Origin of the sequence: Rhodococcus sp. APC 3903 (assembly GCF_030407755.1) — a bacterium.
Lineage (GTDB): Bacteria > Actinomycetota > Actinomycetes > Mycobacteriales > Mycobacteriaceae > Rhodococcus_F > Rhodococcus_F erythropolis.
This window is the reverse complement of sequence record NZ_JASDCV010000002.1, coordinates 201579-227791: the sequence shown is the minus strand read 5'-3', so window position 1 is coordinate 227791 and position 26213 is coordinate 201579. Positions and strand designations below refer to the sequence as shown.

Sequence of the window (26213 nt, the reverse complement as noted above, 5' to 3'; positions counted from 1 at the left end):
GTGACCCGCACATTTAACGTTTCACGTCGAGATTTAACCTCTACGTGAGTTTATTTTCCCAGCTTGCGGCGGTTTCCGGCCACCCTTAGCGTTGCTCGCATGACGGAGGCCCAACGCTCGTTTCTCGTCTGCGCTTCGCAGCGCAGTGGCAGTACTTTGCTGGTCGAATCCCTGCGAGCAACAGGGGTCGCGGGTGAGCCGGAAGAGTTCTTCCAGTACCTCCCCGAGACCTCGCGTTCGCCGCAACCGAGGCAGTGGTTCGAAGACGTCACGGACGAGTCCGTCTTGGGTCTGCTCGCCCCGTTCCACCCGGGTACGCCGGACACCCGCACCTCCGAGCAGTGGCGCACACAACTTCTCGAACTCGGCCGAACACCCAACGGAGTCTGGGGCGGCAAGCTGATGTGGAATCAGACACCGCTCCTGCTCGATCGCGCAGCCGGATTGCCGTGGCGCAGTGGGACAGATCTACGTTCCGCACTCCACGACACTCTCGATCACGACCTGCAGTTCATCCACGTCTATCGAGAAGATGTTGTCGCTCAGGCTGTATCGATGTGGCGAGCCGTGCAGACGCAGGTCTGGCGCGACGACGCGACCCCACCGAATCTCTCGGACGGTGCGCAGTACAACGCGCTCGGAATCGCACACCTGGTGACGATTCTCGGTGAGCAGGAACGACAGTGGAAGCGCTGGTTCGAGGAAGAGGACATCTCCCCCATCGAGATCGGGTTCCGCGATCTCACCGAAGACCCGCAGTCCGTGGTCGCAAAAACCCTCATTTCCCTCGGTCTCGACGGACAACTGGCCCCACCACCGCCGCTGCGTCGTCAGAGCGACGGACGCTCCCGCGAATGGGTGCAGCGTTATCGCATCGACGCCGAACAGAACGGATACCCCGTCACATGAGCACCGTCACCGATGTTGTCGACGAACTCCGAGTTCTCGAATCCGAAGCGGTTCACATCATTCGAGAGGTGGTGGCAGAACTCGAAAGACCGGTACTGCTCTTCTCAGCCGGCAAGGACTCGATAGTCCTGCTTCGACTCGCCGAGAAGGCGTTTCGACCCTCCCCACTCCCTTTCCCCGTCCTACACGTCGACACCGGTCACAATTTCGAGGAAGTCATCGAATTTCGCGACCGCCGAATCAAGGAGGGCGGGCACACACTACTGGTTGCTTCCGTTCAGGATTCGATCGACCAGGGTCGAGTGCAGGAGTCGACCGAGACCAGCGGATCGCGAAACCGCCTGCAGACCAGAACTCTGCTCGACGCTCTCGAAGGCGGGCGATTCGACGCCGCATTCGGCGGCGCCCGCCGGGACGAGGAACGTGCGCGAGCCAAGGAGCGAGTCCTGAGCTTCCGTGACGAGTTCGGCCAGTGGGACCCTCGGGCGCAACGGGCCGAACCGTGGTCGCTCTACAACGGTCGGATCAGACGCGGAGAGTCCGTTCGTGTCTTCCCGCTGAGCAACTGGACAGAACTCGACATCTGGCGCTACATAGCCCAGGAGGAACTGGAACTGCCGCCCATCTATTTCGCGCACGAACGGCGGGTATTCGAGCGCGACGGAATGCTCCTCGCTGCTTCGGAATTCAGCACCGACGCCGAGAACGCCGCGGCAACGACCGAGTGGGTGCGATATCGAACCGTCGGCGATCTGACCATCACCGGCGCCGTTCGATCGCACGCCACCACCATCGACGACGTCGTCACCGAGATCTCGGCCGCGACGGTTTCCGAACGAGGCGAGACTCGCGCAGACGACCGAACCTCGGTCGCCGCGATGGAAGACCGAAAGCGTGAGGGCTACTTCTGATGACCACCACCATCACTCGCCAACTCCTTCGGCTGGCCACGGCGGGTAGCGTCGACGACGGCAAGAGCACGCTGATCGGCCGACTGTTGCACGACACCGACAGCCTGCCAACCGATCACCTCGATTCCGTGACCGACGAGCACGGTGTCGCCGACCTGGCTGCACTCTCCGACGGATTGCGCGCCGAGCGTGAACAGGGCATCACGATCGACGTCGCGTACCGATTCTTCTCCACTCCGACCAGAAGTTACGTCCTTGCCGACACCCCGGGACACGAGCGCTACACGCGCAACATGTTCACCGGAGCATCCAACGCTCACGTAGCGGTCCTGCTGGTCGACGCGAGGACCGGCGTGCTGCGTCAGACGCGTCGGCATGCCAGAATCGCAGCGCTACTGGGTGTTCCGAACCTTGTGGCCGTGGTGAACAAGATCGATCTGGTGGGCTTCGACGAAGCGAGATTCGCGCAGGTACAGGAAGAATTGCGGGTATTGGCACGCCAGCTCGGGCGAGGCGACGTACTTGCCATCCCCGTCTCCGCGAAAGCCGGCGACAATGTCGTGACCCGCTCGGAGAACACCGAGTGGTACAACGGGCCGACACTTCTCGAATATCTCGAAGGCGTCGAACTCCATGCGCCCGCGACCCACATCGAGGAACTTCGGCTTCCCGTGCAGTGGGTTTCGCGCCCCGATCCGCAGAATCGGCGCCGGTACACCGGCCGAATTTCGGCGGGCACACTGAGCGTCGGAGACGAGGTAGTGGTACTGCCGTCCGGATCGAAGAGCACCGTGATCAGCCTGGACACCCTCGACGACAACCGCAGTACTGCCGTTGCACCACTGTCGGTTTCGGTGGAACTGGCCGATGACATCGACGTCGGACGTGGCGACGTTCTGGTCAGTGGCGGTGCGCAGGCTCATTTGCCGGTTCTGGCCCGAGAACTCGAAGCCACGATCTGCTGGTTGTCGAACACTCCATTGCGCGCGGGCGATCGGATAGCGCTCAAACACACGTCCCGGACCGTGCGAGCGACCGTTCAAGAACTGCACACCCGACTCGACCCCGAGACGCTCGACGAGCAGGAGAGCCCAGTCGAACTGGGGCTCAACGACATCGGAACGGTCACGCTCCGAACCAGTTCCGTGGTGGTCGCCGACACCTACGACCACAATCGGGACTCTGGCGCCTTCATCCTGATCGACGAGCAGAGCAACGACACCGTCGGCGCCGGCACCATTCTCGAGCCACGCGTCGTCGTTCCCGGTGAGCAGACCCGCAACGACATCAAGTGGCATCCGTCTTCACTCGAACGTCAGCGGCGGTGGGCGTCTACCACCCAGAAGGGCGCGACGATCTGGTTGACCGGCCTTCCTGCCTCCGGAAAATCCACCGTCGCTGTGGCTGTCGAACGTGCGCTGGTCGACGCGGGACGCACCGCGTATCTCCTGGACGGTGACAACGTCCGCCACGGTATCTCCGACGATCTCGGGTTCTCGCCGGGAGACCGGGCCGAGAACATCCGGCGCGTCGGGCATCTCACTCGACTGTTCGCCGACGCCGGCGTCGTGGCCATCGCGTCGATGGTCTCACCGCTGCGTTCGGATCGAGCAATTGCGCGTGCTCTCAACGAAGCTGCCGGGCTCACTTTCCTCGAAGTTGCCGTCACCACTCCCGTCGAAGAATGCGAACGCCGAGATCCCAAGGGCCTGTACGCGCGTGCACGGGCCGGTGAACTGAAGGGGCTCACCGGAATCGACGCACCGTACGAGACTCCGGAGGACCCGGACCTGGCTTTCGATACGACAGGCGCTGACATCAACGAACTGGTCGGGCGGGTCGTCGCATTGTTGGAGGAGCGCGAAGCCGCGAGGCCTTAGGGGTTTTCGGTGTCCGACTCGAGGTAACCGCGGTCCGCACTGTAGGCGGACCGCACGTTGGGTCGGACACCGATCTTCTCGAGGTACGCCGCCATGCGATGCACCGCCATCGCGCTTCCCAATGCCTCGTCCGGGAGACGATCATCCGTTTCGGCGCGCCACGTGTGAAGCTGCGAGGACAATTCCGCCTGTATTGCCGAGACTTCCGGTCGATCGATCAGATTGATCTTCTCGTCGGGGTCGGCACGAAGGTCGTACAGCTCCCGGGGTGCGCGTACCGCCAGATGCTCGGTGCCGAGCGCCTTTCCGGAAAGACTGTCCTCGATGTCGAGCGGAAGATCCAGAGCGGGGCGGACAGCGTAGTTCTCGATGTAGCTGTAGTCCTTGGTGCGCACCGCGCGAATGGGATCGAAACTGTCGTGAAAGGTCTTCTCCGTGAACAAGGAGGTCCGGACGGGTTCGGACGGCTCGGTTCCACGATCGACGAGGGCATCGGCGTGCGAGCGCCCTTCCACCTCGGTGGGGACATCGATACCGAGGAGATCGAGAATGGTCGGAACAAGATCCACACCGCTGAACAGTGTCTCGTATTCCTTTCCGCCACTGCGATACCGAGCCGGAGGGCGAGCGATCAACGCAATGCCGGTGCCGGGGGCGTAGAGCGTCGACTTGGCACGTGGGAACGCGGCGCCGTGATCGGTGAGGAAGAAGACCCACGTGTTCTCGTCGAGCCCCTCTTCCTCGAGAGTCCCGAGCAGATCACCCACCGCGGCGTCCGCTACCTCTACGCTGCCGTGGAATTCGGCCAGGTCCTCGCGTACCTGCGGCACGTCGGGAAGATATCCGGGAACCTCCAGCGCTGCGGTGTCCGCCGGGGTATAGCGATCGGCCGGGTACGGCCGATGCGTTTCGAAGAACCCCGTGGTGAGAAGGAAAGGCTCGGGCGGGAAGCGTCGTAGCCAGTTCTGGGCGCGCGGAACCACGTAGTCGCAGAACGAGTTCGTGACGTCGTACTCGTGATAGCCAAGCCGCTTCGGGTACGCAGTCTCGTGCTGCATGCCGAAGAGCGAGGTGTACCAACCGTTGTCGGAGAGGATCTGCGGAAGCGTCTGCACCTCAGCGTGGTACTCCCAGCCGTGGTGCGCCAACCCGATCAGACCGTTGTTGTGCGGATACCTGCCCGAGAAGAGAGAACCGCGCGAAGGTGAGCACAGCGGCGCCGTCGCGTGTGCGTCGGTGAACCGGATGCCCTCTGCCGCCAGCCGGTCCAGGTTGGGGCTGTTGACCCCGGCGACACCGTAACTCGCGAGGTGTCGGCCCAGGTCGTGCCAATGAATGATCAGGACGTTATCTCGCGCAGCCGACACGTGGGCAAGGCTAGTTGCCCTGCCCACGTGCGGCAACAGCTCGAATCAGCAGGATCTCAACTGTTTCTGCCGAGCTGCCTGATCCAGGCGCGGGTGTCGGCGGGATCGATGACATCGTCCAGTTCGAACGTGGTCGCCGCCATCAGCGCCTTGCCCTGTGCGTAGGCCAGTTCCACGAACTGACCGAACAGAGTTTCCCGAGCCTCCGGGTCTTCGACGGATTCGAGTTCCTTACGGAAACCGAGGCGCACGGCACCTTCCAGACCCATCGGCCCGATCTCGCCGGTCGGCCACGCCACCGTGAACTCGGGTGCGTGGAAGGAACCACCGGCCATCGCCATGGCGCCCAACCCGTAACCCTTGCGCAGGATGATCGTTCCGAACGGCACCGTGAGGCGAGCACCGGCAACGAAGAATCTGCCGAACCTTCGGACCGTCGCCTCCTCCTCCGAGTCCGGGCCCACCATGAATCCCGGTGTGTCGCAAAGGGTCACCAGAGGAATGCGGTGCGCTTCGAGCAGTTCCAGGAAATCCGAAGCCTTGTCCGAGGCTTCCGCGTCGATCGCTCCGCCGAGATGCTCGCTGCTGTTCGCCAGCACACCGTACGGAACTCCTTCGACACGAACGAGTGCCGTCACTACACCGCGACCGTAATCTCGACGCAGTTCCAGGACGCTGTCGACGTCCGCGATCGCCTCGATCGCTCCACGAACGTCGTACGAGCGCAGGCGATTCTCCGGGACCACGTGCCGGGAGAGCCGCGGATCCGGAGCCGTCCACGCCTGGCTCGCGCCCTGGAAGTAGCCGAGGTACTGCTTCGCCAGCGCCACCGCATGAGCGTCGTCGTCAGCCACCAGGTGTACGACGCCGTTACGGCGCTGCACGTCGATGGGGCCGATGTCCTCGGGGCGGAAGTTTCCGAGCCCGCCGCCCTCGACCATGGCAGGGCCTCCCATGCCGATGTTGGCGTCGGGCGTCGCGATCAGTACGTCGCAGGCACCGGCCAGGGCCGCGTTGCCCGCGAAGCAGCGGCCGGACACGACAGCGGCCATGGGTACGCGGCCGCTCAACGCCGCCATGGCACGGAAGGTTCCCAGTTCCAGGCCCGCTCCTGCCCCTGCATCGGTGTCACCGGGGCGACCACCGCCGCCTTCCGCGAACAGCACTACCGGAACTCGCTTGCGATCGGCAATCTCGAGCAGGCGGTCGGTCTTGGCGTGATTGCGCATGCCCTGGGTACCGGCGAGCACCGAGTAGTCGTACGAGATCACGACGCTCTCGCCACCGCTGATGGTCGCCACTCCGCCGATCAGACCGTCAGCAGGAGTGTTGGCGATCAAGTCTTCCTCGCTTCGCCGACTGCGCTGCGCAGCCAGTGCGAGAGCGCCGTACTCGACCAGGCTGTCGTCGTCGACCAGGTCGTAGACGTTCTCGCGAGCAGTCCGCCGCCCCAGCTTGTGGCGCTTGGCCACTGCCGCGGGCCGCGCCGCGTCCAGGGTCACCTCGTGGCGAGCGATGATCTCCGCCAGATCGGGACGTACGTCGTCGAGGTCCACCTCGTCGACCTCGGCGAGCTTCGATCCCGAGCTTGCGCTACGGACGACGAGCAACGGTTCGCCCGCACTCACCGATCTCCCCGGTGACGACAGGACCCGGACCACTTCGAGGTCACCGGGCGCCGAGAGAACATGCTGCATTTTCATCGCTTCGAGGACTGCGACCTGGCCACCCGCATGGACGCCGTCACCGACTGCGGCAAGTTCGACGACGATTCCCGCCATCTGTGCACGGACCACGTCCTCGTCCGGCGCGATGTCCACACTCGCGGAGGGTGTTTGTGGGCCCGCTTCGGGAACGAGGTCCGCCAATCGAGAACCCAACCAGTCGACGTCGACCAGGCCGTCGCGGAAGTCCTTGTCCGACAGTAGTGCCTGCAGGAATTCGAGGTTGGTCGCCACGCCGTCGATGGTGAACTCACTCAAAGCAGCAGTCGACTTGCGCACAGCGGCAGGAAAATCCGATCGACGCGTGTGGGTGACGACCTTCGCCAGCAGCGAATCGTAACGCGCACTCGGCGAGAGTCCGACCGTACCGAAGGTGTCCACTCGCACGCCGGGTCCGCCCGGAGGAGTGAAGTTGTCGAGCGTGCCGGAGGACGGCAGCGCATTGCCGTCCGGCGTCATGGTTTCCATGTTGACGCGGGCCTGTATCGCGATCCCCGACGCATTTGCCACGGATCCGACTGTCTCCGATACCTTCTCGACAGCGGTAATTCCGGTTGGCAGGTCCAGGTCCTCGAACGGAACCCCGTCCGCGATCGCGAGTTGCACGGCGACGAGATCGATTCCGGTGACCTCCTCGGTCACCGTGTGCTCCACCTGAATTCGGGGATTGACTTCGAGGAAGACGAACCCGCGTTCCTCGACCAGGAACTCGACCGTCGCGATGCCTCGGTAGCCGACCTCGGCGCACAGCCTTGCGGCCGCAGCGTGAAGACGCTCGCGCAGGGCCCCCGACAGCCCCTGCGCGGGCGCAACCTCGATCAACTTCTGATGCCGACGTTGGACGCTGCAATCACGGTCACCCAGAGCGAGCGCGTGGGTTCCGCCTTGCCCCGGCCCCGCCACGATCTGCACTTCGATGTGCCGAGCGTGCTCACTGAGTACCTCGGCGAACAGTGCCGAACTGCCGAACCCCGACTGGGCTTCGGCCGCACACACACGGTACGCGTCGTCGAGCGCTTTCGGGTCGCGCACCGCGCGCATGCCGCGGCCACCGCCGCCGCTGAGCGCCTTGATCATGATGCCGCGGGAGTTGCGCTCGAAGAATTCACGCACCTCGTCGAGGTCGGCGTTCGCCGATGTCGACGGCAGGACCGGTACGCCGGAGTCGACCGCCGCAGTGCGGGCGCTGGCCTTGTCGCCGAAAGTCCGGAGAACCTGGGCGTCCGGGCCGACGAAGACGATGCCCGCCTCGGTACACGCCTGCGCGAATTCGGCATTCTCACTGAGGAATCCGTAGCCCGGGTGCACGTGCGTGGCGCCCGTTTCGGCCGCGATCTTCAGCAGTGCGCTCTGATCGAGATACGCGGATGCGCCCGAAGCTCCGAGCGGCACCGACTCCGTGGCCGCCGCGACGTGCGGACTGGACGCGTCGTCCTCGGCGTAAACCGACACCGTTTCGATCCCGAGTTCACGGGCAGTTCGAATGATCCGCAGCGCAATTTCGCCGCGGTTCGCAATCAGCAGTCTCACTTTTCCCCCTGAGTGCGCTCGAACAGATCGCCCTTGCGCACCTTTCCTGTTGCAGTCATCGGAAGCGCCTCGAGCACTTCCACTTCGGGCACCTTGTACGTAGCCATGTTCTCCTTGGCCCACGAGACGATCTCGTCGGCCGCGGTGTCGGAACCCTCGACCAGCTGGACAAACGCAAAAGCCACCTGCCCCTTGTCCTGGTCCGGTTTCGGTACCACCGCAGCCTTTTCGATCGCGGGATGCAGCATGAGCAGCGCTTCCACCTCGGAGGGGAAAACACTCATGCCGTTGGTCTTGATCATTTCCTTGTTTCGCGCCAGGTAGTGCAAACCACCACGCTCACTGAACTTTCCGACATCGCCGGTCTGCAACCAGCCGTCACGGATGGCGTCGGCGGTGGCAGCCTCGTTGCGGTAGTACGCGGAAAGGATGGACGGGCTGCGCACGATGATCTGCCCGTGCTCGCCGACGGGAACCGGCCTGCCGTCGTGATCGACGATCAGAACGTCGGTACCGGGCACCGGAATTCCGCAGAACACCGGCTCGCTTTTCAAGTCGTAGTCGCCGTCCTGGAAACCGAGGGTGATCGTGTCCGCGGTGTGGGTTTCGGTCATGCCGTAGCTCGCTTCGCGCAGAACACCGCCGGTAGCCTCGCGCCACCGCTGGCGCGTGGCCGGATCGAGTTTGAGAACAAACGAGACTGCCATGGCGTTCTGGAGTGTCGAGAGATTTCGCTCCGAGAACCCTGATGTGTCCATCAGTTCGACGTAATTGTCGACGGTTCCGACCAGCGAGGTCACACCGTAGGTCTCGACCGCGTCGAGCGTGGTCTCCGCATCCCAACGGTTCAGCAGAACAACGGTTCCGCCGTTGACGAGCGGAACCAGAATGCCGAAGTCCTCACCCGCGATCCAGAAGATCGGCAGAAACACCAGGGATACCGGCGGATTGGCGCCCACCTGGTCACCACCGGCAAGCGTCGCGGTGGCCGCGGTGTAAACCATGTGGCGCTGAGTGTGCTCACAGCCCTTGGGCATTCCCGTCGTTCCGCCCGTGTAGTTCAGGGCGGCGAGGGAATCGAGTTCGGTGGCAACGGGAGTCGCCCGCTCACTGGTGATGATCGACTGCCAGTCGCTCAGGCGCGGATCGTCGACCTCGAAGGGCAGTTCGACGGTGGGGATCGCAGTCAGCATGTCCGATACTGCGGTCTTCGCGACGTGTTCGAGTGAAGTCTGTGAGCGAACCTTCTTCACCAGCTTCGAGAAAGTGTTCTGCGTCAGTAGGACCTTGACGCCGGCATCGTTGAGTTCGTGAATCAATTCGTGTTCACGGAAGAGCGGATTGATGGGCACGTGAACCGCACCGACCTTGAGAATGCCGAGCATCGCGATGTGGAACTGCGGGCAATTGACCAGGTGAACGCCGACGCGATCACCTCGTTCGACTCCGAGTGAAAGCAGCCATCCGGCAAAACGATCCGAAAGCTCGTCGTACTCGGCGTACGTGATGACGCGGCCGTAGAAGACGATTGCGGGAGTATCCGGCCGCTCGAGCGCCCAATGCCGCAAGTAGTCGACAAGTCCCCCGCCTTCGAGCGGATACTCGACGGCGCGGGGAATCCCGGCGGGCCAATGCGCCTGCTGCAGCGCAGAGATTTCCGCCAGAGCCGCTTCGAGCACGTCTTGTTCTGCCACCGATCACTCCATTCGTAAAAGAAATCTATTTCGACTCTTCGAACCCGATCAACCGTTCGGACATCGTCGTCATATCTGCAATGAACTGGTTCTGCTCTTCGACACTCGCCTTACTCAGTCGTGCTCCACCGGCCATCTGTGCGTCCGAGATCATCTGAACGAGCACCGGGGGCGAAACGCAGGGATCTACATCGTGAACCTGTCGAATACGTTCGACGAAGCGTACGTAGCGGCTCACGAGCTTTTCGCGAACTGCTGACCAACTGCGCTCGACCTCGGAATCCACCCGCGCCCGGTGCTCGATCACCGCGAGCAGGTCCCCGTAGGTGTACACGGCCGTGATGAACGCCGACGTGGTCGTTCTGAGAACTTCGCGTAGATCCTCGGCCGCTGGCCCCTCCATGTGCTGGGCGTCGAGAAACCGTCGGCACATCATTTCGGCGACGGCACGGAAGGCCTCGTCCTTCGACGAGAAGTACGCGTAGAAGGTCGCTCGGGACACATCGGCCCTGGTGGTGATGGTCTCGACGGTCACGGCGTCGTATCCGAGTTCGCCGAAACAGAGAGCAGCGGTATCGAGCAGGCCGGCCCGACGTGGACCGTCCCCGAGCTTGCGGGCTGTCCGCGCTCGCTCCTGCGTTTCGCTGGTGGTCACCGTCACAGTGTGTGTTGACGTTGACGTCAATGTCAAGAATTGCGGCATCCTCGCCGCCGTTCTCGTCGGCTCAGTCGCGAAGATGGGCGAGAAGAAAATCGTCTCCCGGATCACCCGTGGGGCCGGCGACATGGTCGGCCCGGCGATCGTCGTCGTGGTGATCGGTGCGGCAGCGGTATTCGAGTAGTTCAGGCGTGGTGGGCCTCGCGTGCCGCCGTCTCCAGACGGTCGTTGTACTCGGCCCACCACGCCTCATCACCGGGAGCCAGATTGTTGTCGCCCGCCTTCATCCCAGCAGCTCCGTCGATCAGCTCCCGCACGATGTCCGCGTGGCCGGCGTGCCGATGGATCTCGGTGACAACGTGAACGAGTATCCGGTGCAATGTGACGTCGCGACGATCCTCCGGCCAGTGCTTCACGAAGCCGGGGGCGTCCAGATCGTGCTGCTCGATCGTGGCGTCAGCGAAAGCCCAGGTGCGGCGATAGGTTTCGACGATGTCGGCACTGGACTCATCGGCGCGGGCCCACATGTCGACGTTGAGTTCCTCCGAACGCAACCACGCCGGTAGATCGGGAACCCGACGGCCGAACGTCGGACCGAAATACCCGAGCTCGACGCCGATCATGTGTTTGACCAGTCCCAACAAGTTGGTCCCTGTCCGGGTCATCGGACGCCGAATGTCATACTCCGACAGCCCGTCGAGCTTCCAGACGAGCGCGTCACGTGCTGCCTGCAGGTACCGCTGAAGATCTTCCTTTTCCGAGTTGGTGGTCATGAAACCAACCTAAACCGAGTGGAGCAGACATTGACAGCGGTGGAGGATCTGACCGAGGTTGCCTCCCGGGCCGTCGCCGCCGAGCGTGACGCCCGGTCGGTGCGCTGGCACAACCCGGCAGCCGTCCGCAAGGCCGCCGCGTCCGTGCGTGATTCGCTCGACGACGAACGATCAGCGCTGAGCCGACCGTCGTACAGCGGTTTGTCGCCGTCGCCGCACATGGCTCGCCAACTCGAACTGATCACGACGTTGCAGCCGCCGCTGCCCGCCGACGCCGGCATCAGCACCGCCGCGCAGGCCGAGGCCGACGCCGTCGCCGCGGTGACCACCGCGCGGATAGCCTTGCGCGCCGCCCACCTTGCGGTTCTCGAAGCACGCGTCGCCGCGCTCGATGCCGGAGATACCGATACCGTCGCCGCCGCGATCCGCGGTTACGTCCCGCTGAACTCGGGCAACCCCGTCGTCCGGCACGTGCAGGGTCTCGGCTCCCGGATCCGTGAGGAAGCACGGCACGTCGTGAGTGGCAAGCCTCGGTCGATCGCTTTTCGACTGGGGCTGAGCCTCGGAATGGGCTTGGCGTACCTGGCATTCATTCGCCTCTTCCAGTGGGACGCCAAGGAAGATCGACTGCCTTACCTTGCGCTGTACGCACTCTCGGGTGTGGTCGGAAGCGTCGTGTGCACCAATGCGCTCAGCTTCGACGCCGGCCGCGTCCGTGCTGCTTTGTCCGGCGGAACCAGGCTCTGGCACGTCCTCGTCGCGAAGAATGCGATGATGCTGCTTCTCGTCGGCAGCGCCGGGTTCCTGCTCAGTGCCATCCTCGCGTGGCGCTCCGGAAGCAGTGCTGATCTGGTGAAGGCGTGCGGTCAGGTACTGACCATGATCCTGCTGTGGCTCGGTGTCGCCAACGTGATGTCCGTGGCCTTGCCGCTGCGGGCCGAACCGATGACGGCGAGGCGCCACGACGGCACGTGGAAGCAGTTCCTGCTGTCCTTCGTCATCTCGTACGGTGTCGGACTGATCGTCAATCTGATGCTCTACTGGCGAGTCTGGGCCAAGACGACGCTGCTCGAACAAATGGGCGGGCCGTGGATTCCGGTCCTGCTGCTCCTCGCGAGCGCGGCCGCGACGTGGCTGTTGCTGACCGTCCTGGCCGTACTCCTGGCCGAGCAACCACGCTTCCGGCGAGCCTTGCAACGGGAGATGGTGGTCTACCGCGAAGAAACCAACCACTTGCAGGCGACCATTCAGCACAATTCCGGCTAATGTAACCGTGCGTGGCTGATCCGGGCACGCCGCGAGTACACGCAGTGTCGAGGAAGGCGTGACCCATGATGTCCGTAAAGCCTGGCGCAGCCGATACGTCGGCCGCTGTAACCACCGCCTCCTGGCTACCACTGATCGTGGTCGTCCTCACGCAGATTCAGGCGTCGTTCGCCGTCAATGCGCTGACCGTCTCGATGGCCGGCATCACCACCGATCTCGACACTCCTGCAACAAGTGTCGGCACCGCGATCACCGCAGGCACCTTTGCCATGGCTGCCTTCATTCTGCTGGGCGCCAAGATCGGCGCCCGCTACGGGACGCGTTTGGTCTTCCAGATTGCCGTCGCGATTCACGGTCTCGCGATGGCTGCGGTCGCTCTGAGCCAGAGCCCGGCAATGCTGTTCGTGGCGCAAGCCGCATCCGGCGCCGTGATCGCCCTCATCGCCCCCGCGTTGACGGTTTTCATCGCCACTAACTTCAATGGCGATCAGCAGGCAAAGGCCATCGGTTACCTGGCAGCAGCAATCCCCGCAGCCGGTGTGCTGGCACTACTCATCGCCGGTTCCTTCGCGACGACCATCGGGTGGCGTTACTCCTTCGCCCTCGTCGTGGCGCTCGCCGTGGTCAACCTGGTCCTGAGTTTCCGTGTCAAACCTGTTCCCCCGCAGAAGGACATCACCATCGATTGGGCCGGCGCCGCACTGGCTGTCGTTGCCGTCATCCTGCTCAGCTTCGGTTTCAGCGGCCTGAACTCGTGGGGCGTCATCCTGGCCACCGACGCTGCGCCGTTCTCGGTCATCGGTGTTTCACCCGCGGCCATCCTGATCGTCCTCGGCACCATCTGCGCGCAGGGATTCTTCCAGTGGACGCGAAGCCGCAAGGCGCAGAACAAGCCTCAGCTCTTCAACCTCGACGTCCTCAAGACCGGCGCCGAGCGCGCCACCACGATCTGCATGGCGACGATGATGTTCGTGGGAACCGCGGCCAACTTCCTCATTCCGCTGTACATGCAGATCATCCAGGGCCGCAGCAGTTTGCAGACGTCGTTCTCGATCATCCCGTACACACTCTCGATCTTCATCGCGAGCACCGTCGTCGCGCGCCTGTACAAGACGTACTCCCCGCGTCTGATCGCACGAGCCGGGTTCGTCGTTGTTGCCGCTGGACTCATCCTGTTGGCCTTCACCATTCGTGGTGACTGGCATCAGATCTTTGTTGTCATCGGCCTGATCACCCTCGGCCTCGGGCAGGGCGCCATCGTTGCGCTGGTGTTCAACACCCTCCTCACCGCAGCCCCCAAGGAACTGGCCGGTGACGTCGGTGCCTGGCGAGGACTGGTACACAACATGTCCGGCAGCGTCGGCATCGCGGTGGCCAGCGTGTTCGCCGTCGGAATCCTCGGTACCCTCGTCAGCTCGCAACTGATCGACAACCCCACCATCCCGGCATCGCTCAAGGTCGAGTCAGGGATCAATCTCGACCAGGTCAACTTCGTCCCCAACGATCAACTCGTCGTGACGCTCGAAAACACCTCCGCGACACAAGCACAGATCGACGAAGCCATCCGGATCAACACCGAAGCGCGCCTGCGCGCACTGCGAACCTCGCTCCTCGTACTCGCCGGGCTCTCTCTGCTCGCCATCATTCCGGCCGGGCGCATGCCCAACGAAGTACCTGCTCTGGAAGAACCGCAACCCACGAAGGGCAAGAAGTAACCGATGTCCAACCAAGACCAATTCGGTCCGATCGAATACGTTGCCGTCGAGTTTCCCAGCGGTGCACCGACCTCCGCGGGATTCGAGCAGCTGCTCACTCTCGTCGACTCCGGAGTGATCCGCATCCTCGACCTCGAGTTCGTCACCAAAGCCGCCGACGGATCGGTATCCGTCGTACCCGCGTCCACCTTCGAACTCGCAGATTTCGATCTGGCGCAGTTCGACGGCGCTGCCTCCGGGCTGCTCGACGCCGGCGACATCGCTGCCGTTGGTGAAGAGTTGGCTGCCGGAAGTGTTGCCGCCGTACTCGTCTACGAGGAACTGGCAATACTGCCGGTCATCGAGGCCTGGACCCGCAGCGGCGCAAAGGTTGTCACCGAAGGTCACCTGAGCGTGGACGAACTGGCTGCTGCACTGGACAACACCGCACCGGATACCACGGAGAAGGACGCATGAGTTTCTTGAGGCGAGCCGGCCGGGTAGCCGTCGCGAGCTCCATTCACGGCAATGTTCAGCGCCGTCAGCGGACCCGTTGGGCCGCCGAAGATCAGGCCCGCGCAGCGCAGATCCAGCCGGTGCCGCCGATTCCCGATCTACCGCCCCTCCCGCCGCAGGCAGCTCCGGCAGAATCGGAAATGTCGATGGACGCTAAGCTCGAACAGCTCACCAAGCTGGGCGAACTCAAGAATGCCGGCGTATTGACGGAGGCCGAGTTCGAGACCCAGAAGGCGCGCATCCTCGGCTGAACTAGCTGGGCCGCCCGAGTGCAAAAGCCATTACGGGAAGCTGCGTCGTCGCGAGATTCAACAGAGACGCCACTCGCGCATCCGTGAATCCTGCGATGGCGCAGCCCACAAGTCCCATCGCCTCGGTCACAAGGTACAGATTCTGAACCAGCACACCGGCATCCACGTGCATCGTGCGGTAGTGCCGCATCGCGTACTTCTCGAGCGGAGCTTCGACGTCGGCGACCACAAACAGAAGAACCGGGAACACGTCGACGAACTCGGGTTGGAGAAGGCTCGCTCGAAGGTGCTCTCGCACGTCGCCTGGCCGGACAGCCTCGGCGCGGCCCTGGGCGTACCGGTACACCCCGACTCCGAGCGGATCACAGGGCCGGGTAAGACCCATCAACACCGTCAGTTCGCGCATCCCGCCCGCGGTCGGGCTGCTGACAAGGCTGTGGTGCAACACGTTTGACAGCTCGCCTGCTCGGAGTGCCGTCTGTGCGGGGTCGTAGCGGCTCCCTCGTGCCTGCAAGACGTCCGCGAACCCGAGGGCCGGCAGTGACGTCGGGGCCGGCAGGTCCACGGATTCACACGTCACCGGCGGCAGTGCGTGCTCGTCGAACGGTAGCTCCGACGGACTCACCGTCCGGTCCAACGCTGCATGCAGCGATACGACGGCCTCGATTCGCTCGAGTGCGGTCACGAACCCGGGTGCAGCAGGCGAGACACCTCGCCGGCCCCGTCGATCGACACCAATTCACCGGCGAACCACGCCTCCGGAACGGCAAAGATCGCATTCGACGTCGCGGCAGGCGTCCCGGCAAATGCCGTGCGAGCAGCCTCGAGTGTGGATTCCCGAGCCGACTCGGTGGAGTAAACGACAAGAATTGCCTGCGGCGACTTCGCGAGTATCGATTCGGTGGCTACCTGGCCGAAGTACTTCCCATCCGGAAGGTCGCTCTCGTAGAGGTTCTTTCCCCCGGCCGCCTCGAGCACGCTGCTGTAGAGGCCCCTCGCCAGAGCGTAGGACTGCCCCTCCGAAACCTGAACCATCACAGTGGGAACCGGCTCCTTCCCGGCCACGGATGCCTCGGTTTCTGCGAGCGACTTCTTGCCATCTGCCAGGAGAGTTGCTGCTTCGTCACTTGTTCCGGTCAGGGCACCGAGACCGTCGATGTCGGACCAGACGTCGTCGATCCGCCCCTCGGTGACCGCCTTGTGGCAGTAGCCGCTGTTCACGAAGATCGGGATGCCGAGGTCACGCAATTCGTCCATGCTCTGCAGTCGGTCACCGTCGAACCAGTATTCCCCGTCGGAGACGATCAGATCCGGACGGGCGTCGAGCAATGCTTCTTTCGCGGGAACTCCGGTGCTCAGTACCGGCACGGCCGCGAACTGATCCGCGAGTTCGGGGCTGGGAGGAGAGAGATCGGTATTCGATTGTCCGACAATGCGGTCGGCGGCACCGAGTTGAATCAGAAGCTCTGTCATCGACGGATACAGCGAGACAATCCGCTCCGCCGTCTTGGGCAACGTGACCTCGCGGTCACAATTGGTGACGGAAATCTTCTCGGACGACGACGTCGCCGAATCCGCCGTGGAGTTTCCGCATGCGGTCAGTACTGCAGTGGCGGTAACGGCCGAGCACAACAGCGCGGCAGTACGTATCGAGGATTTCAAGACACTGCTTCTTTCGTGTGTAGTAGCGGAGGGGCGAACGAGAGCAAGGGACGCCCGGTCAAGGGGTGAGTGCCGAGATGCACCTGAACCCCGAATACTTCGGACAGCAGGTCCTCGGTGAGGACCTCGGCCGTTGGTCCTGTCGCGACAACTACCCCGCCGGAGAGCAGACAGACGTAGTCGCAATACGCTGCGGCCAAGGCGAGTTCATGGATCGCGACAATCGTCGTAGTACCGAGTTCGGCGACCAATTCCATCAGTTCGAGTTGAGCTCGGATGTCGAGGTGGTTGGTGGGCTCGTCCAAGACCAGCACCGACGGTTGTTGAGCGATCGCCCGGGCCAACATCACACGCTGCTTTTCTCCGCCGGACAGTTCGGCGAAGAGTCGTGATCCGAAGCCGTGCATACCGGTTCGTGCCAGTGCGGCACTGACGATGTCCCGGTCGATTTCACCGAGTCGAGAGAATGCGCTGTGATGCGGCGTCCGGCCCGTCGCCACCACCTCGCGGACGCTGAACGAGAAGTCGGATGAATGCTCCTGCCCCACAACACCGATGATGCGTGCTGCGGATCGTGGCGAGAGATCGTCCCACACGTTCACTTCGTCGACCTTCACGATTCCGCTTCGCGGCTTCATCGAGCGGTACAACGCGCGCAGGAGGGAGGACTTTCCACTGCCGTTCGGCCCGACGAGTCCGACCACGCTCCCCTCGGGCGCTTCGAGATCTACGCCGGAAACCACCAGACGCCCACCTCGAACGACGTGAATCCCGCTGGCCGACAATCTCATGACTGCGCACCTCCGTCGCGTCGAAGTAACCAGAGGAAGAACGGAGCACCCAATCCGGCGGTGATGATTCCGAGCGGTAATTCGTTGGGCGCATCCAACATCCGAGACGCAAGATCGACGATCACCAGGAAGGTTGCACCGACCAGCGCGGTTGCCGGCAGCAGCTTGCGATGGTCGGATCCCACGAGGAGTCGTACGGCGTGCGGCACGAGCAGCCCCACGAAACCGATTCCGCCGGCAACGGATACAACAACCGCGGTCAGCAACGACGCGATCACCAGTAGTAGCAACCTGGTACGGCGCACGTCGACGCCCACCGATTGCGCGCTCTCGTCTCCCATCGCCAGCGCGTTGAGTTGGCGAGACTTCGTCAACAGCACTGCCGCACAGACGGTGATCACCGCGGCGGGCACACCGAGATCCGACCAACCTGCCCCGCTCACCGAACCGAGTAGCCAGAAGAGCACTCCTGAAAGCTGACTCGGATCGGCGCGCAACTGCACAAAACTTGTTGCAGCCGAGAGCAGATAGCCGATGGCAACTCCGGCCAGGACCATGCGCAGCGGGACAAGCATTCCCTCGCGCCGACCCAGTACGAGAACCGCGATCAGGGAAACCATGGCCCCCAGGAAGGCTGCCACCGGAACACCGATCGACAGACCGGTTCCGATGCCCGTCGTCATGATCAGCACTGCGCCGAAGGACGCTCCCGAACCGACACCCAAGATGTACGGATCGGCAATCGGATTGCGCACCAACGCTTGCAGTACCGCGCCGGCCAGTGATAACCCGGCACCTGCCAGTGCCGCGATCAGAATGCGCGGGACCCGCAGTCCCCACACGATCCGATCGAGCAGCGGGTCGACCGGCGGTCCACCGACGTGCGCGTACAACACCGCGAATACGTCGGCGAAGGACAGCGACGCAGCGCCCGACCACACCGCGACGGTAGAGACGGTGGCAAGGACCACGGCCGTGGCCAACAGAAACGGGACGTATCCGCGGTCGCCGACGGGATGCGCACGCGACGGGGCATCAGGTACTGCTTCGCTGGTCAGCGTCATCGCACTCCTGAAGAGGTGGGGTTCACAGGCATGAACAGGTGGATCTAACCATAACGACAGTCGTTTTCATTAATAGTGACATGCTCATCTGTGCGGACAAGGATCGGTCCGCAGGGCGCTCACCCACGCGAAGAGTGCCCCGACCAGCGCAAAGCTGCACGCAACGAGGTAGGCGGTGCCGATATCCCAACGTGCTGCAATTGCCCCGGCAATCAAGGCACCCACCGGCGAACCACCCCAGGCGACCATCCTCGCCGTGGTGTTCACGCGCCCCTGTAGACGATCCGGAGTCAGACGCTGACGTGCACCGATGCCGTTGAGGATGGTGACAGTCGCACAGCCGGAGTAGACGGTCAGAGCGGTGATCGCGGCGGCGGTGTTGCTGGTTGTCGCAACGACGAACAGCACCACCGGGGCGATGGTCAACGCACCGACAGTGATCGCGCCGACCGGCCACTGGGCCGGTAGGCGTGGGAGCAAGACTGCGCCGACCACACCACCCACGGAGACTGCTGTCCACACGGCCCCGATCATCGGACTCGACGTCGAAATCCCCAGCCTCCCGGACGCGTACACCACCAGGAGCGCCGTGACAGCACCCTGCGTCAGCGAATTGACAAAGCCGACGCCGGTCAAGGCTCGCAGGAGCGGAGACTGCCAGAGGAAGCTGAGGCCTTCGCGTATGTCACGCGCAATTCCGGGTTCCGACTTCTTCGGCGCCGCAGGAGTACTCGCGAACGAGGCTCCGATCGACGCCATGGCCAGCCCGGCCAATACGTAGGCCAGTGCATCAGCACCCAATGCGTAGGCCGGGCCGATCGACGCCACGAGCACTCCGGCAATAGCCGGAAAGGCAACATCGACGAGCGTGCTGGAAGTCCACAGCGCACCGTTGGCGGCCGGTATTCTCTGCCGACCGACCAGCGCAGGCAACGCTCCGAAAGCTGCGGCATCGAACCACACGAAACACGTTCCGATGCACATCGATACGCCGACCGCATGCCATGCCGTCAACACACCGAGCGCCTGCGCCGCCGGAATGCTCGCCAAGGCAAGAGCAGCAACGGCCTGCGCACACAGGATGACTGTCCGCCGGTTGACTCGGTCTGCCACGGCGCCCGCGATTAAGCCGAACACGAGGTACGGCAGAACCGTCCCCGCAGCCGCGAGCGAGGTGAGAAACGGAGACCGGCTGATGTCGAACACCAGGATCGGCATTGCCACTCCGGTGACGGCCGCACCGGCCACGGCAATCGTGCGAGCCGTGAAGAACAATCGAAACGATCTGTCCCGAAACACATGTGGTTGCGCTTCGGCGGATCCCGTCGTCGAGGTCTCGCTCATGTATGCACTCTCTTGTACCTGTTGCTCTCCGTGGCGATCTTTCGTACGGTGGCATCGTAATGGAAATGGTTTCCATTACGGAAGGGATGACAATGAGCAACATTTCGTTCGACAGCGTCTCCAACTCGGCTCCGGCCAATGCACTCCAGGGCGTCGGCACCAACGCCCTCGTCGACAACCCGTTCACCTTCGAGCCGGTTGCCGAGGCGACGTCCGCACACGCTCTGCAGGGTGTGGGCACCAACGCCCTCGTCGACAACCCGTTCAGCTTCCAGAGCTGAAACCTTCCCTGATCCAGACCGTTTCGACGGTCTGATCTGCCGATGACCCCGCCCGCATCCGACTCGTCGGGTGCGGGCACCGACAAGGAGATCCGTGTACGCCCTCGCCGACGGACACCACCTGTATCCGACACCGGACGGTGTTTGGCATTACCTGACACCGGACGAGAACGCAGTCACGATCGGTGCGCCGGCCGAAGCTCTCGCAGAACTCGACAACTTTCTCCGGCGGTCTGGTTCGGTGCTCGGCCCGGGAGCGATCGAGATCGCCGACGCTCTCGTCTATCGCGGCGTGCTGGCTGTTCCAGGTCAAGTGCCAGAGATTCCGGCCCCACAGCGTGTGCTGATGGACGGGGTCGGACCCGTTGCCGATGCCTGCATCGCTCTGCTCTCCAAGGCTCTTCCGGACCTCGACGTCGTATCCACCACTGCGCCAATCGAAGACGACGTTGCGTCTTCGGACCTCGTACTGTCGGTTGCCGACGCTCCTCCTCACGACGCGTGGTCGGAACTCGATACCTGGTGCCGCCACAGCCGAACTCCGTGGCAACGCGTCCACACGGAGCTGGGTGAGATCTGCATCGGTCCCTTCTTCGACGGCATCGACAGCGCGAGCTACCGGGACGTCTGCGGTCGGCGGCTAGCCGCGTCACGTGTACCGGATCACCTGCTGGCTCTGTGGAACCACCTCGCCGACAGCGAACGTCGTCCGCTTGGACTTTCACCCACCGCAGCCGCAATGGTCAGTGCACTTGCATGTTCGGACGTCGTGGCTAGTTCTTACGGCGCACCGCCATCACACCTTCACCACCAGATCCGGATGAATCCACGAACCCTGATGATGACTCGACATCCCGTGCTACCACTGCCAGGCGGCGTTCTCGAACCTTCGCCGACGCTCCGGTGATCTCACTCGGAGTGAAGATCCCGGCAGCAGACGGCTCTTCGCTGGCTACGGATGTGCTTCTCCCAGATTCTTCACCTCGAGGATTGATCGTGATCCGAACCCCGTACGGACGCGGGTGGCATCTGGCCGAGGGGCTCGAATGGCGATCACGAGGAATTGCCTTCATCTGTCAGGACGTACGTGGACGGCACGATTCCACCGGATCTTGGGAACCCTACGTCCACGAGCGCGAGGACGCCGCCGCCCTTGCCGAGTGGCTGCAGGATCAGCCGTGGACACCCGAGTGCGTCATCGCAAGCGGGGCTTCGTATGCGGCCGGAACTGCGTGGGCGTTTGCTGCCGAGACCAACGGCGCCGATCGGGCATTTCGTGCTCGCGGCGTCGTCTCCAAAGTGCCGACCATCGGAAGCGACCGCGTCAAACGTGATCCCTCGGGGATAATTCTCCTCGCCGAGCATCTGGCGTGGTGGGGCGAGCACGGAGATTCGTCTTCCTCTCGTGAGGGTTTCATCCCTGCCCTGATGCGCTCGGATTCGTCTTTGCTGGAACATCTCCCGGTGCAGTCGATGATCGAGGAGGTTGGCCTGACCTCCGATTCACCGGGCTGGTTGACGCCGATCCGTCGCGCTCGTGAGCGCGAAGACTTCGGTGGCGATGATCTGGTGTCCGCGGACGAACTCTCCGAACTCGACGTCGCCGGGCTGCACATCGGCGGTTGGGACGATGCGATGATTCGGGAGACACTGCGGCACTTCGCATCCGTGTGGCGTGCGCCGCAGAGTTTGATCGTGGGTCCCTGGGGGCACGACCTCCGCCCTGGAATGGTCGGCGAGACAAGTTTCGGCCGCCTTCAGGTCGAGTGGATGGAATCGATATTCTCGGCGCGGCCCGTGACCATCAATCGGGTGTTCGACCGGGGTGCAGGCGAATGGTCGACCGAACCGTATGTCACGGGTGCGAATCGCGTTCGTCTCGAACCAGACCCGAGGACGGCGCCTTTCAACTTCACGCACCACGCAGACGAGGGCCGAAACGACTGTGTTGTCTGGACTTTCGACATGGAGGTCGAGTGTGTGCTGTCGGGAATGCCTTCGGTGGAGTTGAAGGTGCATTCGCCCGAGGGCGAAGCTGACTGGATCGTCGAGCTGAGCGTCGTCGATAGCGCCGGAGTCACCAGGTCGATCGCTCGTGGGGCCGGCGTCAGCCTGCAGCCGACGATGGTGACAATCGATCTGGATCCCGTGCTGCACACTGTGCGCGCGGGTGATGTCTTGACGCTGCGGATCGCCGGCTCGGACTTCCCACGGCTCGCACGCAATCTCGGAGACGGTGATCGCTATCGAGGAACACGCAGTACCGCACTGCACCAATCATTTTCCGGGTCGTTGACCCTGCCGATACTCGGAGGAACTGCCGGTGGATGACTTGCTGGTCGACGCCCGAAGCGGCGTGCTGACCTCACTGGAACCACACATTCGCTCGGACATGCCGACAGGCTGGGTCGGTTGGGCCGCGAGGGTGGCCGACACCAGAAACATCGGCGGCAGCGGTTCACTGTTTCGCGCGGACCCTTACGGATTCGGGGCTTCGATACGCGACGACGCAGCAGCTCGCGGTGCTGCAACCGGTGAGGCTGTCGAAAGATATTGCGGCAACGTAGTCCCCGAAGATCTGATCCGCAGCAGTGCGTCAGCGCTGGAACTGGCAGGCTCACGGGTCGTCGATCCCGCGAAATTTGCGTTGTACAGCGAGGACCAGTACCGCCTTCCCCGATTCCCCTTTGTTCCCTTCACATCGGCTCTGGAAATCCGTTGGGCGCTGGGTCACACCATGGACGAAAAAGTGCCCACCTATGTGCCGGCCGCCCTGACCTATCTCGGGTACTACACCGGCACCCGTCGCGGCGAACCACCGATCGCGTCGTTGCAGTACGCCGGAATCGCCGCGGGACGCTCACGCGCCGAGGCCGAGATGTCAGCTCTGCTGGAACTTCTCGAACGCGATGCCACCGCACTGTGGTGGTGCGGGGACCGGTCACAGCCGGCAATCGAACTCGCCGACTGGGAGCGGTTACCTGTGCACCGCCAACTCGGGGATCTGGAGAGCGACACTCGGAGCGTTCGAGTGCTTCTGCTTCCCTCCCCCTTCGGCATTCCCGTCGCCGCAGTGTGGATCCGGGATGACCGACGTGGATTGGTCGCGCTGGGCACAGCTTGTCGACCAACGGTGGAGGCGGCAGTCTCGAAGGCCCTTGTCGAGGCGTACGCCGTACTTGCCATCACGATCGACCTCGCCGACCCCGACGGGCCGACCTGGCGCAGCGTGGCGGACGGAACGCTGCCGGCGCACCTGTACAAACCCTTTCGGGCCGACCGTCGTTACCGGGACGAGTTCGATGCGCAGTGGAAGGACGTCGTCGATCTGCCGACCGTCGCCCAGCTGTATCTCGACCCCGTGATGGCTGAGGCAGCGGAAGAGCATCTTTTCGACTACACCGAAACACGCTCGGTATCAGAGGTTCCCGACGAAGATCCTGTGAATCTTGATTCTCTGGTAGTCCTTCTGACGTCTCGAGGGTACCAACCGATTTCCGTCGATCTCACTACTCGCGACATCTCGATTGCCGGGTTACACGTCGTCCGTGTCCTCTCGCCCGGTCTGTACAACAATGCCCCGGCAGCTTTTCCCCTTCTTGGAGGTAGCAGATTGACCAGCGCATCGACCACCCATCTGCATCTGCCGGTCCCTCTCGCATGAGGTCTTTGCTCGTCGACCGCCGAACTGGGATCATTCGAGAGTTGGTCGACGCCGTTGTTCCCCAGCACTTTCCGCCGGAGTTCAAGCTGATTCACTCGTATGTCTGCGATTCGGCACGCTTTTCACCCTGGTCCAGCGACTCGGCGGGTGCCGGATACTGCTTCGATCTAGGTGACCGTGCGCGGCCTACCGCAGCTGCGATAGGCGAAGCGGTGGAACGGTATTGCGGCAACATCGTCGCCAAACCGATCGTCCGCGGGTCGGCTGATGCATTGATCGGAGCAAGCATCGACCTGTCACAACTCGCGCGTTTCGACGCCGCCCAGTACGCGCAGCCACAGTTCCCGTTCGTCGAACCAACCGACGATCTCGAGTTGGACTGGACTCTCGGAGTCGACCTGATCACGGGTTCGGATATCTGGGTACCGGCCGAACTCGTCTGGGGTTCGTATCCTCATTTCGTCGCCCGGACGGGTCCGGCGATCTCTCCAGTAGCTCAGGCGGGTCTCGCCGCCGGTCCCACGACGGAATTCGCGATACGGAATGCAGTGCGCGAGATAGTCGAGCGCGACGCGATGACGCTCTCCTGGACCGGAAGGCGCGGCGTTCGGATTGTCACCGGGATGCCAGAGCAGCTCCTTCGACTGGGCAATCACGAAACCCTGTCGACGAGATGGCTGGCATTCGAGAGTGATTTCGGGATCCCGGTACTCGGCGCCCTCGTCCGCGACCACCGCACCGGATACTCGACCATGGGAACCGCCTGCCACGAAGAAGCACAGACGGCTGCGTTCAAGTCGCTCGGGGAAGCGCTTCAGCTGCAACTTCTTTCCGCCGACTACGACGACCCGGAGAGCGGGATCGGTCGAGCCGCGGCCTCCCCGACCAGCCCGCTTGCGCCTTGGCGAGCTGACCGAAGCTATGCAGGCGCCTACCGATCGGACTTTGCCGACGTCATGGACTACGGATGCCACTTGCAGCTCCACCTGGACCCGGAGATCCAAGCACGATTCGAGAGTGAGCTGGCAGATGCCGTCGTCGGCGAGGTGGACCTCGACTCTCAGACGTCACCCATCGACACCGAAAGCGCACTGACAGGCTCGGGTTTCAGGCCGGCATGGGTCGATCTGACCACAACTGATGTTCTCCGCGCCGGCCTGCGCGTCGTCCGCGTCGTCGTTCCCGGTTGTCTCACCAATGCGGCCGCCGGATTGCCGTTTCTCGGCTCGCCCCGACTAGTCGACGGTCTTGCCGGACGTCCGCCTCGTACCATCCCATTGCCGCACTGACAGTTCCGGAACTGCCAGTTGTAACGACTCTGCGGTCTCCACCGCGTGAAACCAAGTCGGCTTCGAGATTGCACTGTCTCGAATCACCTGCACGGCACGCGCGGCGATGGTTGCCGTCGCGGCCGACTGGCTACGCCCCGAAACCCACAGCGCCGGGCCGGTATCCGTTCGTGCCATCGCAACCCAACGATCCGAGCCCCACAGCTTCTTCGGCACTACCTTCTGGAGGGCGGGCGCCCACGTCATGGCCGCAAGCCCGAGCGTCGCGGTGGACGTGTCCAATCGCAGGTACGTCCGCACCGGTACGCCAAGGTCGCGCGTCAACGCATGTTGGTCCGAAAAGTCCGCCCGCACAGCAGGACCGGATCGGTACCCGGTCGCGTCCGCCGGCATCCGAAACGTCTTCATCCCGGTGTAGTTCCGGATCGATCGCCCGTCGGGATCGGGAAACCTCGTTCCCAACATCCCGTACGTCCACGCCGTCGCGGCCGGTCCGTGTAGTTCTCCGCCGCCGAGGCCGATCACGATGTCCACGGGTCCGTCGCCGAGTCGATGCGCTTCGGCGGCAAGGACACTGGTCAATCCCGGTGCCAATCCGACGCCCATCAGAACTGGGCCGTCGACCGCTTCCAGTTCTTCGCAGTAGCTCGAGGTTGCCGTGATGTCGACGAATGCCGCCCCACCGCGTACCGCTTCTTCTGCCAGGCGAACGTCCTCGAAACCCGACGCATTCACCACGACATCGAAGTCTCGAACCACAGCCGCGTACGCGCCTGGTTCTTTAAGATCAACGACGACGTCCGCGCGGGCACGATCGCGCCCGGCGGAGTACGCGGAGATTTCGGGGACCTTCGCGAGTTGTTTCATCAGGGGAATCCCGACGGCACCGTAGCCACCGAGTACAAGAACCTTCGTCATTATTTCGCCTCCCGAGTCGCTAGAGTT

Annotated in this window: 24 protein-coding genes; 13 read left to right on the top strand and 11 right to left on the bottom strand. The window is 63.3% G+C overall.

The annotated features are described in order from the left end of the window. The first annotated feature begins 99 nt into the window (after positions 1 to 99). From QMA15_RS03510 to cysC, 3 genes are read left to right on the top strand one after another with little or no spacing between them, the layout of a single operon-like run. A complete protein-coding gene (locus QMA15_RS03510) occupies positions 100 to 909 on the top strand; it encodes a Stf0 family sulfotransferase (protein ID WP_019746329.1) in 810 nt (269 codons plus the stop codon). Then, positions 906 to 1820: a sulfate adenylyltransferase subunit CysD gene (cysD, locus tag QMA15_RS03505; RefSeq protein WP_019746328.1), complete on the top strand. Its 915-nt coding sequence runs from the start codon at positions 906 to 908 to the stop codon at positions 1818 to 1820. Before QMA15_RS03510 ends, cysD begins: the two co-directional genes overlap by 4 nt. After that, positions 1820 to 3700: an adenylyl-sulfate kinase gene (cysC, locus tag QMA15_RS03500; RefSeq protein ID WP_290283687.1), complete on the top strand. Its 1881-nt coding sequence runs from the start codon at positions 1820 to 1822 to the stop codon at positions 3698 to 3700. The genes cysD and cysC overlap by 1 nt, the downstream gene beginning before the upstream one ends. On the opposite strand, the gene QMA15_RS03495 is transcribed toward cysC, so the two are convergent. Genes QMA15_RS03495 through QMA15_RS03480 form a run of 4 tightly spaced genes read right to left on the bottom strand, consistent with a single transcriptional unit; the run spans position 3697 to position 10676 of the window. Beyond that, positions 3697 to 5067: a sulfatase gene (locus tag QMA15_RS03495; protein ID WP_020905704.1), complete on the bottom strand. Its 1371-nt coding sequence runs from the start codon at positions 5065 to 5067 to the stop codon at positions 3697 to 3699. The genes cysC and QMA15_RS03495 overlap by 4 nt on opposite strands. Positions 5068 to 5123: 56 nt before the next feature. After that, positions 5124 to 8321, bottom strand: a complete 3198-nt coding sequence (locus QMA15_RS03490) for a carboxyl transferase domain-containing protein (protein ID WP_290283686.1) — start codon at positions 8319 to 8321, stop codon at positions 5124 to 5126. After that, positions 8318 to 10015, bottom strand: a complete 1698-nt coding sequence (locus QMA15_RS03485; protein WP_211918988.1) for an AMP-binding protein — start codon at positions 10013 to 10015, stop codon at positions 8318 to 8320. Before QMA15_RS03485 ends, QMA15_RS03490 begins: the two co-directional genes overlap by 4 nt. A 25-nt stretch (positions 10016 to 10040) precedes the next feature. Beyond that, positions 10041 to 10676 carry a TetR/AcrR family transcriptional regulator gene (locus QMA15_RS03480; RefSeq protein ID WP_080909317.1) on the bottom strand — a complete coding sequence of 212 codons (636 nt, stop codon included), beginning with the start codon at positions 10674 to 10676 and terminating at the stop codon, positions 10041 to 10043. Between the two features lies 1 nt (position 10677). On the opposite strand from QMA15_RS03480, the gene QMA15_RS03475 reads away from it, so the two are divergent. After that, a complete protein-coding gene (locus tag QMA15_RS03475) occupies positions 10678 to 10857 on the top strand; it encodes a hypothetical protein (RefSeq protein WP_060938715.1) in 180 nt (59 codons plus the stop codon). A 1-nt stretch (position 10858) separates the two neighbouring features. Here the strand turns inward: QMA15_RS03475 and QMA15_RS03470 are convergent, their stop codons facing one another. Continuing rightward, positions 10859 to 11446, bottom strand: coding sequence for a DinB family protein (locus QMA15_RS03470; protein WP_019746321.1), 588 nt, complete (start codon positions 11444 to 11446; stop codon positions 10859 to 10861). A gap of 18 nt (positions 11447 to 11464) precedes the next feature. Between QMA15_RS03470 and QMA15_RS03465 the strand changes: the two genes are divergently transcribed. From QMA15_RS03465 to QMA15_RS03450, 4 genes are all read left to right on the top strand, one after another. Beyond that, entirely contained in the window at positions 11465 to 12712 is a 1248-nt protein-coding gene (locus QMA15_RS03465) for a hypothetical protein (protein WP_020968060.1), read from the top strand. Between the two features lie 65 nt (positions 12713 to 12777). Continuing rightward, entirely contained in the window at positions 12778 to 14427 is a 1650-nt protein-coding gene (locus tag QMA15_RS03460; RefSeq protein ID WP_290283683.1) for an MFS transporter, read from the top strand. Positions 14428 to 14430: 3 nt separating this feature from the next. Continuing rightward, complete coding sequence (locus QMA15_RS03455) at positions 14431 to 14883, top strand: DUF6325 family protein (RefSeq protein WP_070384763.1); 453 nt, start codon at positions 14431 to 14433, stop codon at positions 14881 to 14883. Beyond that, entirely contained in the window at positions 14880 to 15173 is a 294-nt protein-coding gene (locus QMA15_RS03450; protein WP_290283680.1) for an SHOCT domain-containing protein, read from the top strand. The genes QMA15_RS03455 and QMA15_RS03450 overlap by 4 nt, the downstream gene beginning before the upstream one ends. Position 15174: 1 nt before the next feature. Here QMA15_RS03450 and QMA15_RS03445 read toward each other — a convergent pair whose 3' ends face one another. From QMA15_RS03445 to QMA15_RS03425, 5 genes are all read right to left on the bottom strand, one after another. Further along, positions 15175 to 15858: a SagB family peptide dehydrogenase gene (locus tag QMA15_RS03445; protein WP_290283679.1), complete on the bottom strand. Its 684-nt coding sequence runs from the start codon at positions 15856 to 15858 to the stop codon at positions 15175 to 15177. Further along, positions 15855 to 16835, bottom strand: coding sequence for an ABC transporter substrate-binding protein (locus QMA15_RS03440; protein ID WP_290283678.1), 981 nt, complete (start codon positions 16833 to 16835; stop codon positions 15855 to 15857). Before QMA15_RS03440 ends, QMA15_RS03445 begins: the two co-directional genes overlap by 4 nt. After that, entirely contained in the window at positions 16832 to 17626 is a 795-nt protein-coding gene (locus QMA15_RS03435; protein ID WP_020968054.1) for an ABC transporter ATP-binding protein, read from the bottom strand. Before QMA15_RS03435 ends, QMA15_RS03440 begins: the two co-directional genes overlap by 4 nt. Continuing rightward, positions 17623 to 18690 carry an iron ABC transporter permease gene (locus QMA15_RS03430; protein WP_290283677.1) on the bottom strand — a complete coding sequence of 356 codons (1068 nt, stop codon included), beginning with the start codon at positions 18688 to 18690 and terminating at the stop codon, positions 17623 to 17625. Before QMA15_RS03430 ends, QMA15_RS03435 begins: the two co-directional genes overlap by 4 nt. 84 nt (positions 18691 to 18774) lie before the next feature. Then, on the bottom strand, positions 18775 to 20034 hold the full coding sequence (locus tag QMA15_RS03425; RefSeq protein ID WP_283567420.1) for an MFS transporter: 1260 nt from the start codon (positions 20032 to 20034) through the stop codon (positions 18775 to 18777). Between the two features lie 92 nt (positions 20035 to 20126). Here QMA15_RS03425 and QMA15_RS03420 point away from each other — a divergent pair, with 92 nt between their 5' ends. From QMA15_RS03420 to QMA15_RS03400, 5 genes are all read left to right on the top strand, one after another. Then, entirely contained in the window at positions 20127 to 20315 is a 189-nt protein-coding gene (locus QMA15_RS03420) for a streptamidine-related RiPP repeat protein (protein WP_003943543.1), read from the top strand. A gap of 94 nt (positions 20316 to 20409) precedes the next feature. Then, complete coding sequence (locus QMA15_RS03415) at positions 20410 to 21222, top strand: hypothetical protein (RefSeq protein WP_283567418.1); 813 nt, start codon at positions 20410 to 20412, stop codon at positions 21220 to 21222. Beyond that, positions 21219 to 22646, top strand: coding sequence for a CocE/NonD family hydrolase (locus QMA15_RS03410; RefSeq protein ID WP_283567417.1), 1428 nt, complete (start codon positions 21219 to 21221; stop codon positions 22644 to 22646). Before QMA15_RS03415 ends, QMA15_RS03410 begins: the two co-directional genes overlap by 4 nt. Further along, entirely contained in the window at positions 22639 to 23979 is a 1341-nt protein-coding gene (locus QMA15_RS03405) for a YcaO-like family protein (protein ID WP_283567416.1), read from the top strand. The genes QMA15_RS03410 and QMA15_RS03405 overlap by 8 nt, the downstream gene beginning before the upstream one ends. Next, positions 23976 to 25268, top strand: coding sequence for a YcaO-like family protein (locus tag QMA15_RS03400; protein WP_290283676.1), 1293 nt, complete (start codon positions 23976 to 23978; stop codon positions 25266 to 25268). The genes QMA15_RS03405 and QMA15_RS03400 overlap by 4 nt, the downstream gene beginning before the upstream one ends. On the opposite strand, the gene QMA15_RS03395 is transcribed toward QMA15_RS03400, so the two are convergent. Beyond that, the gene (locus tag QMA15_RS03395) at positions 25215 to 26186 is read right to left on the bottom strand and encodes a sugar nucleotide-binding protein (RefSeq protein ID WP_153213364.1); all 972 of its coding nucleotides are present in this window, start codon (positions 26184 to 26186) and stop codon (positions 25215 to 25217) included. The genes QMA15_RS03400 and QMA15_RS03395 overlap by 54 nt on opposite strands. Positions 26187 to 26213 lie beyond the last annotated feature (27 nt).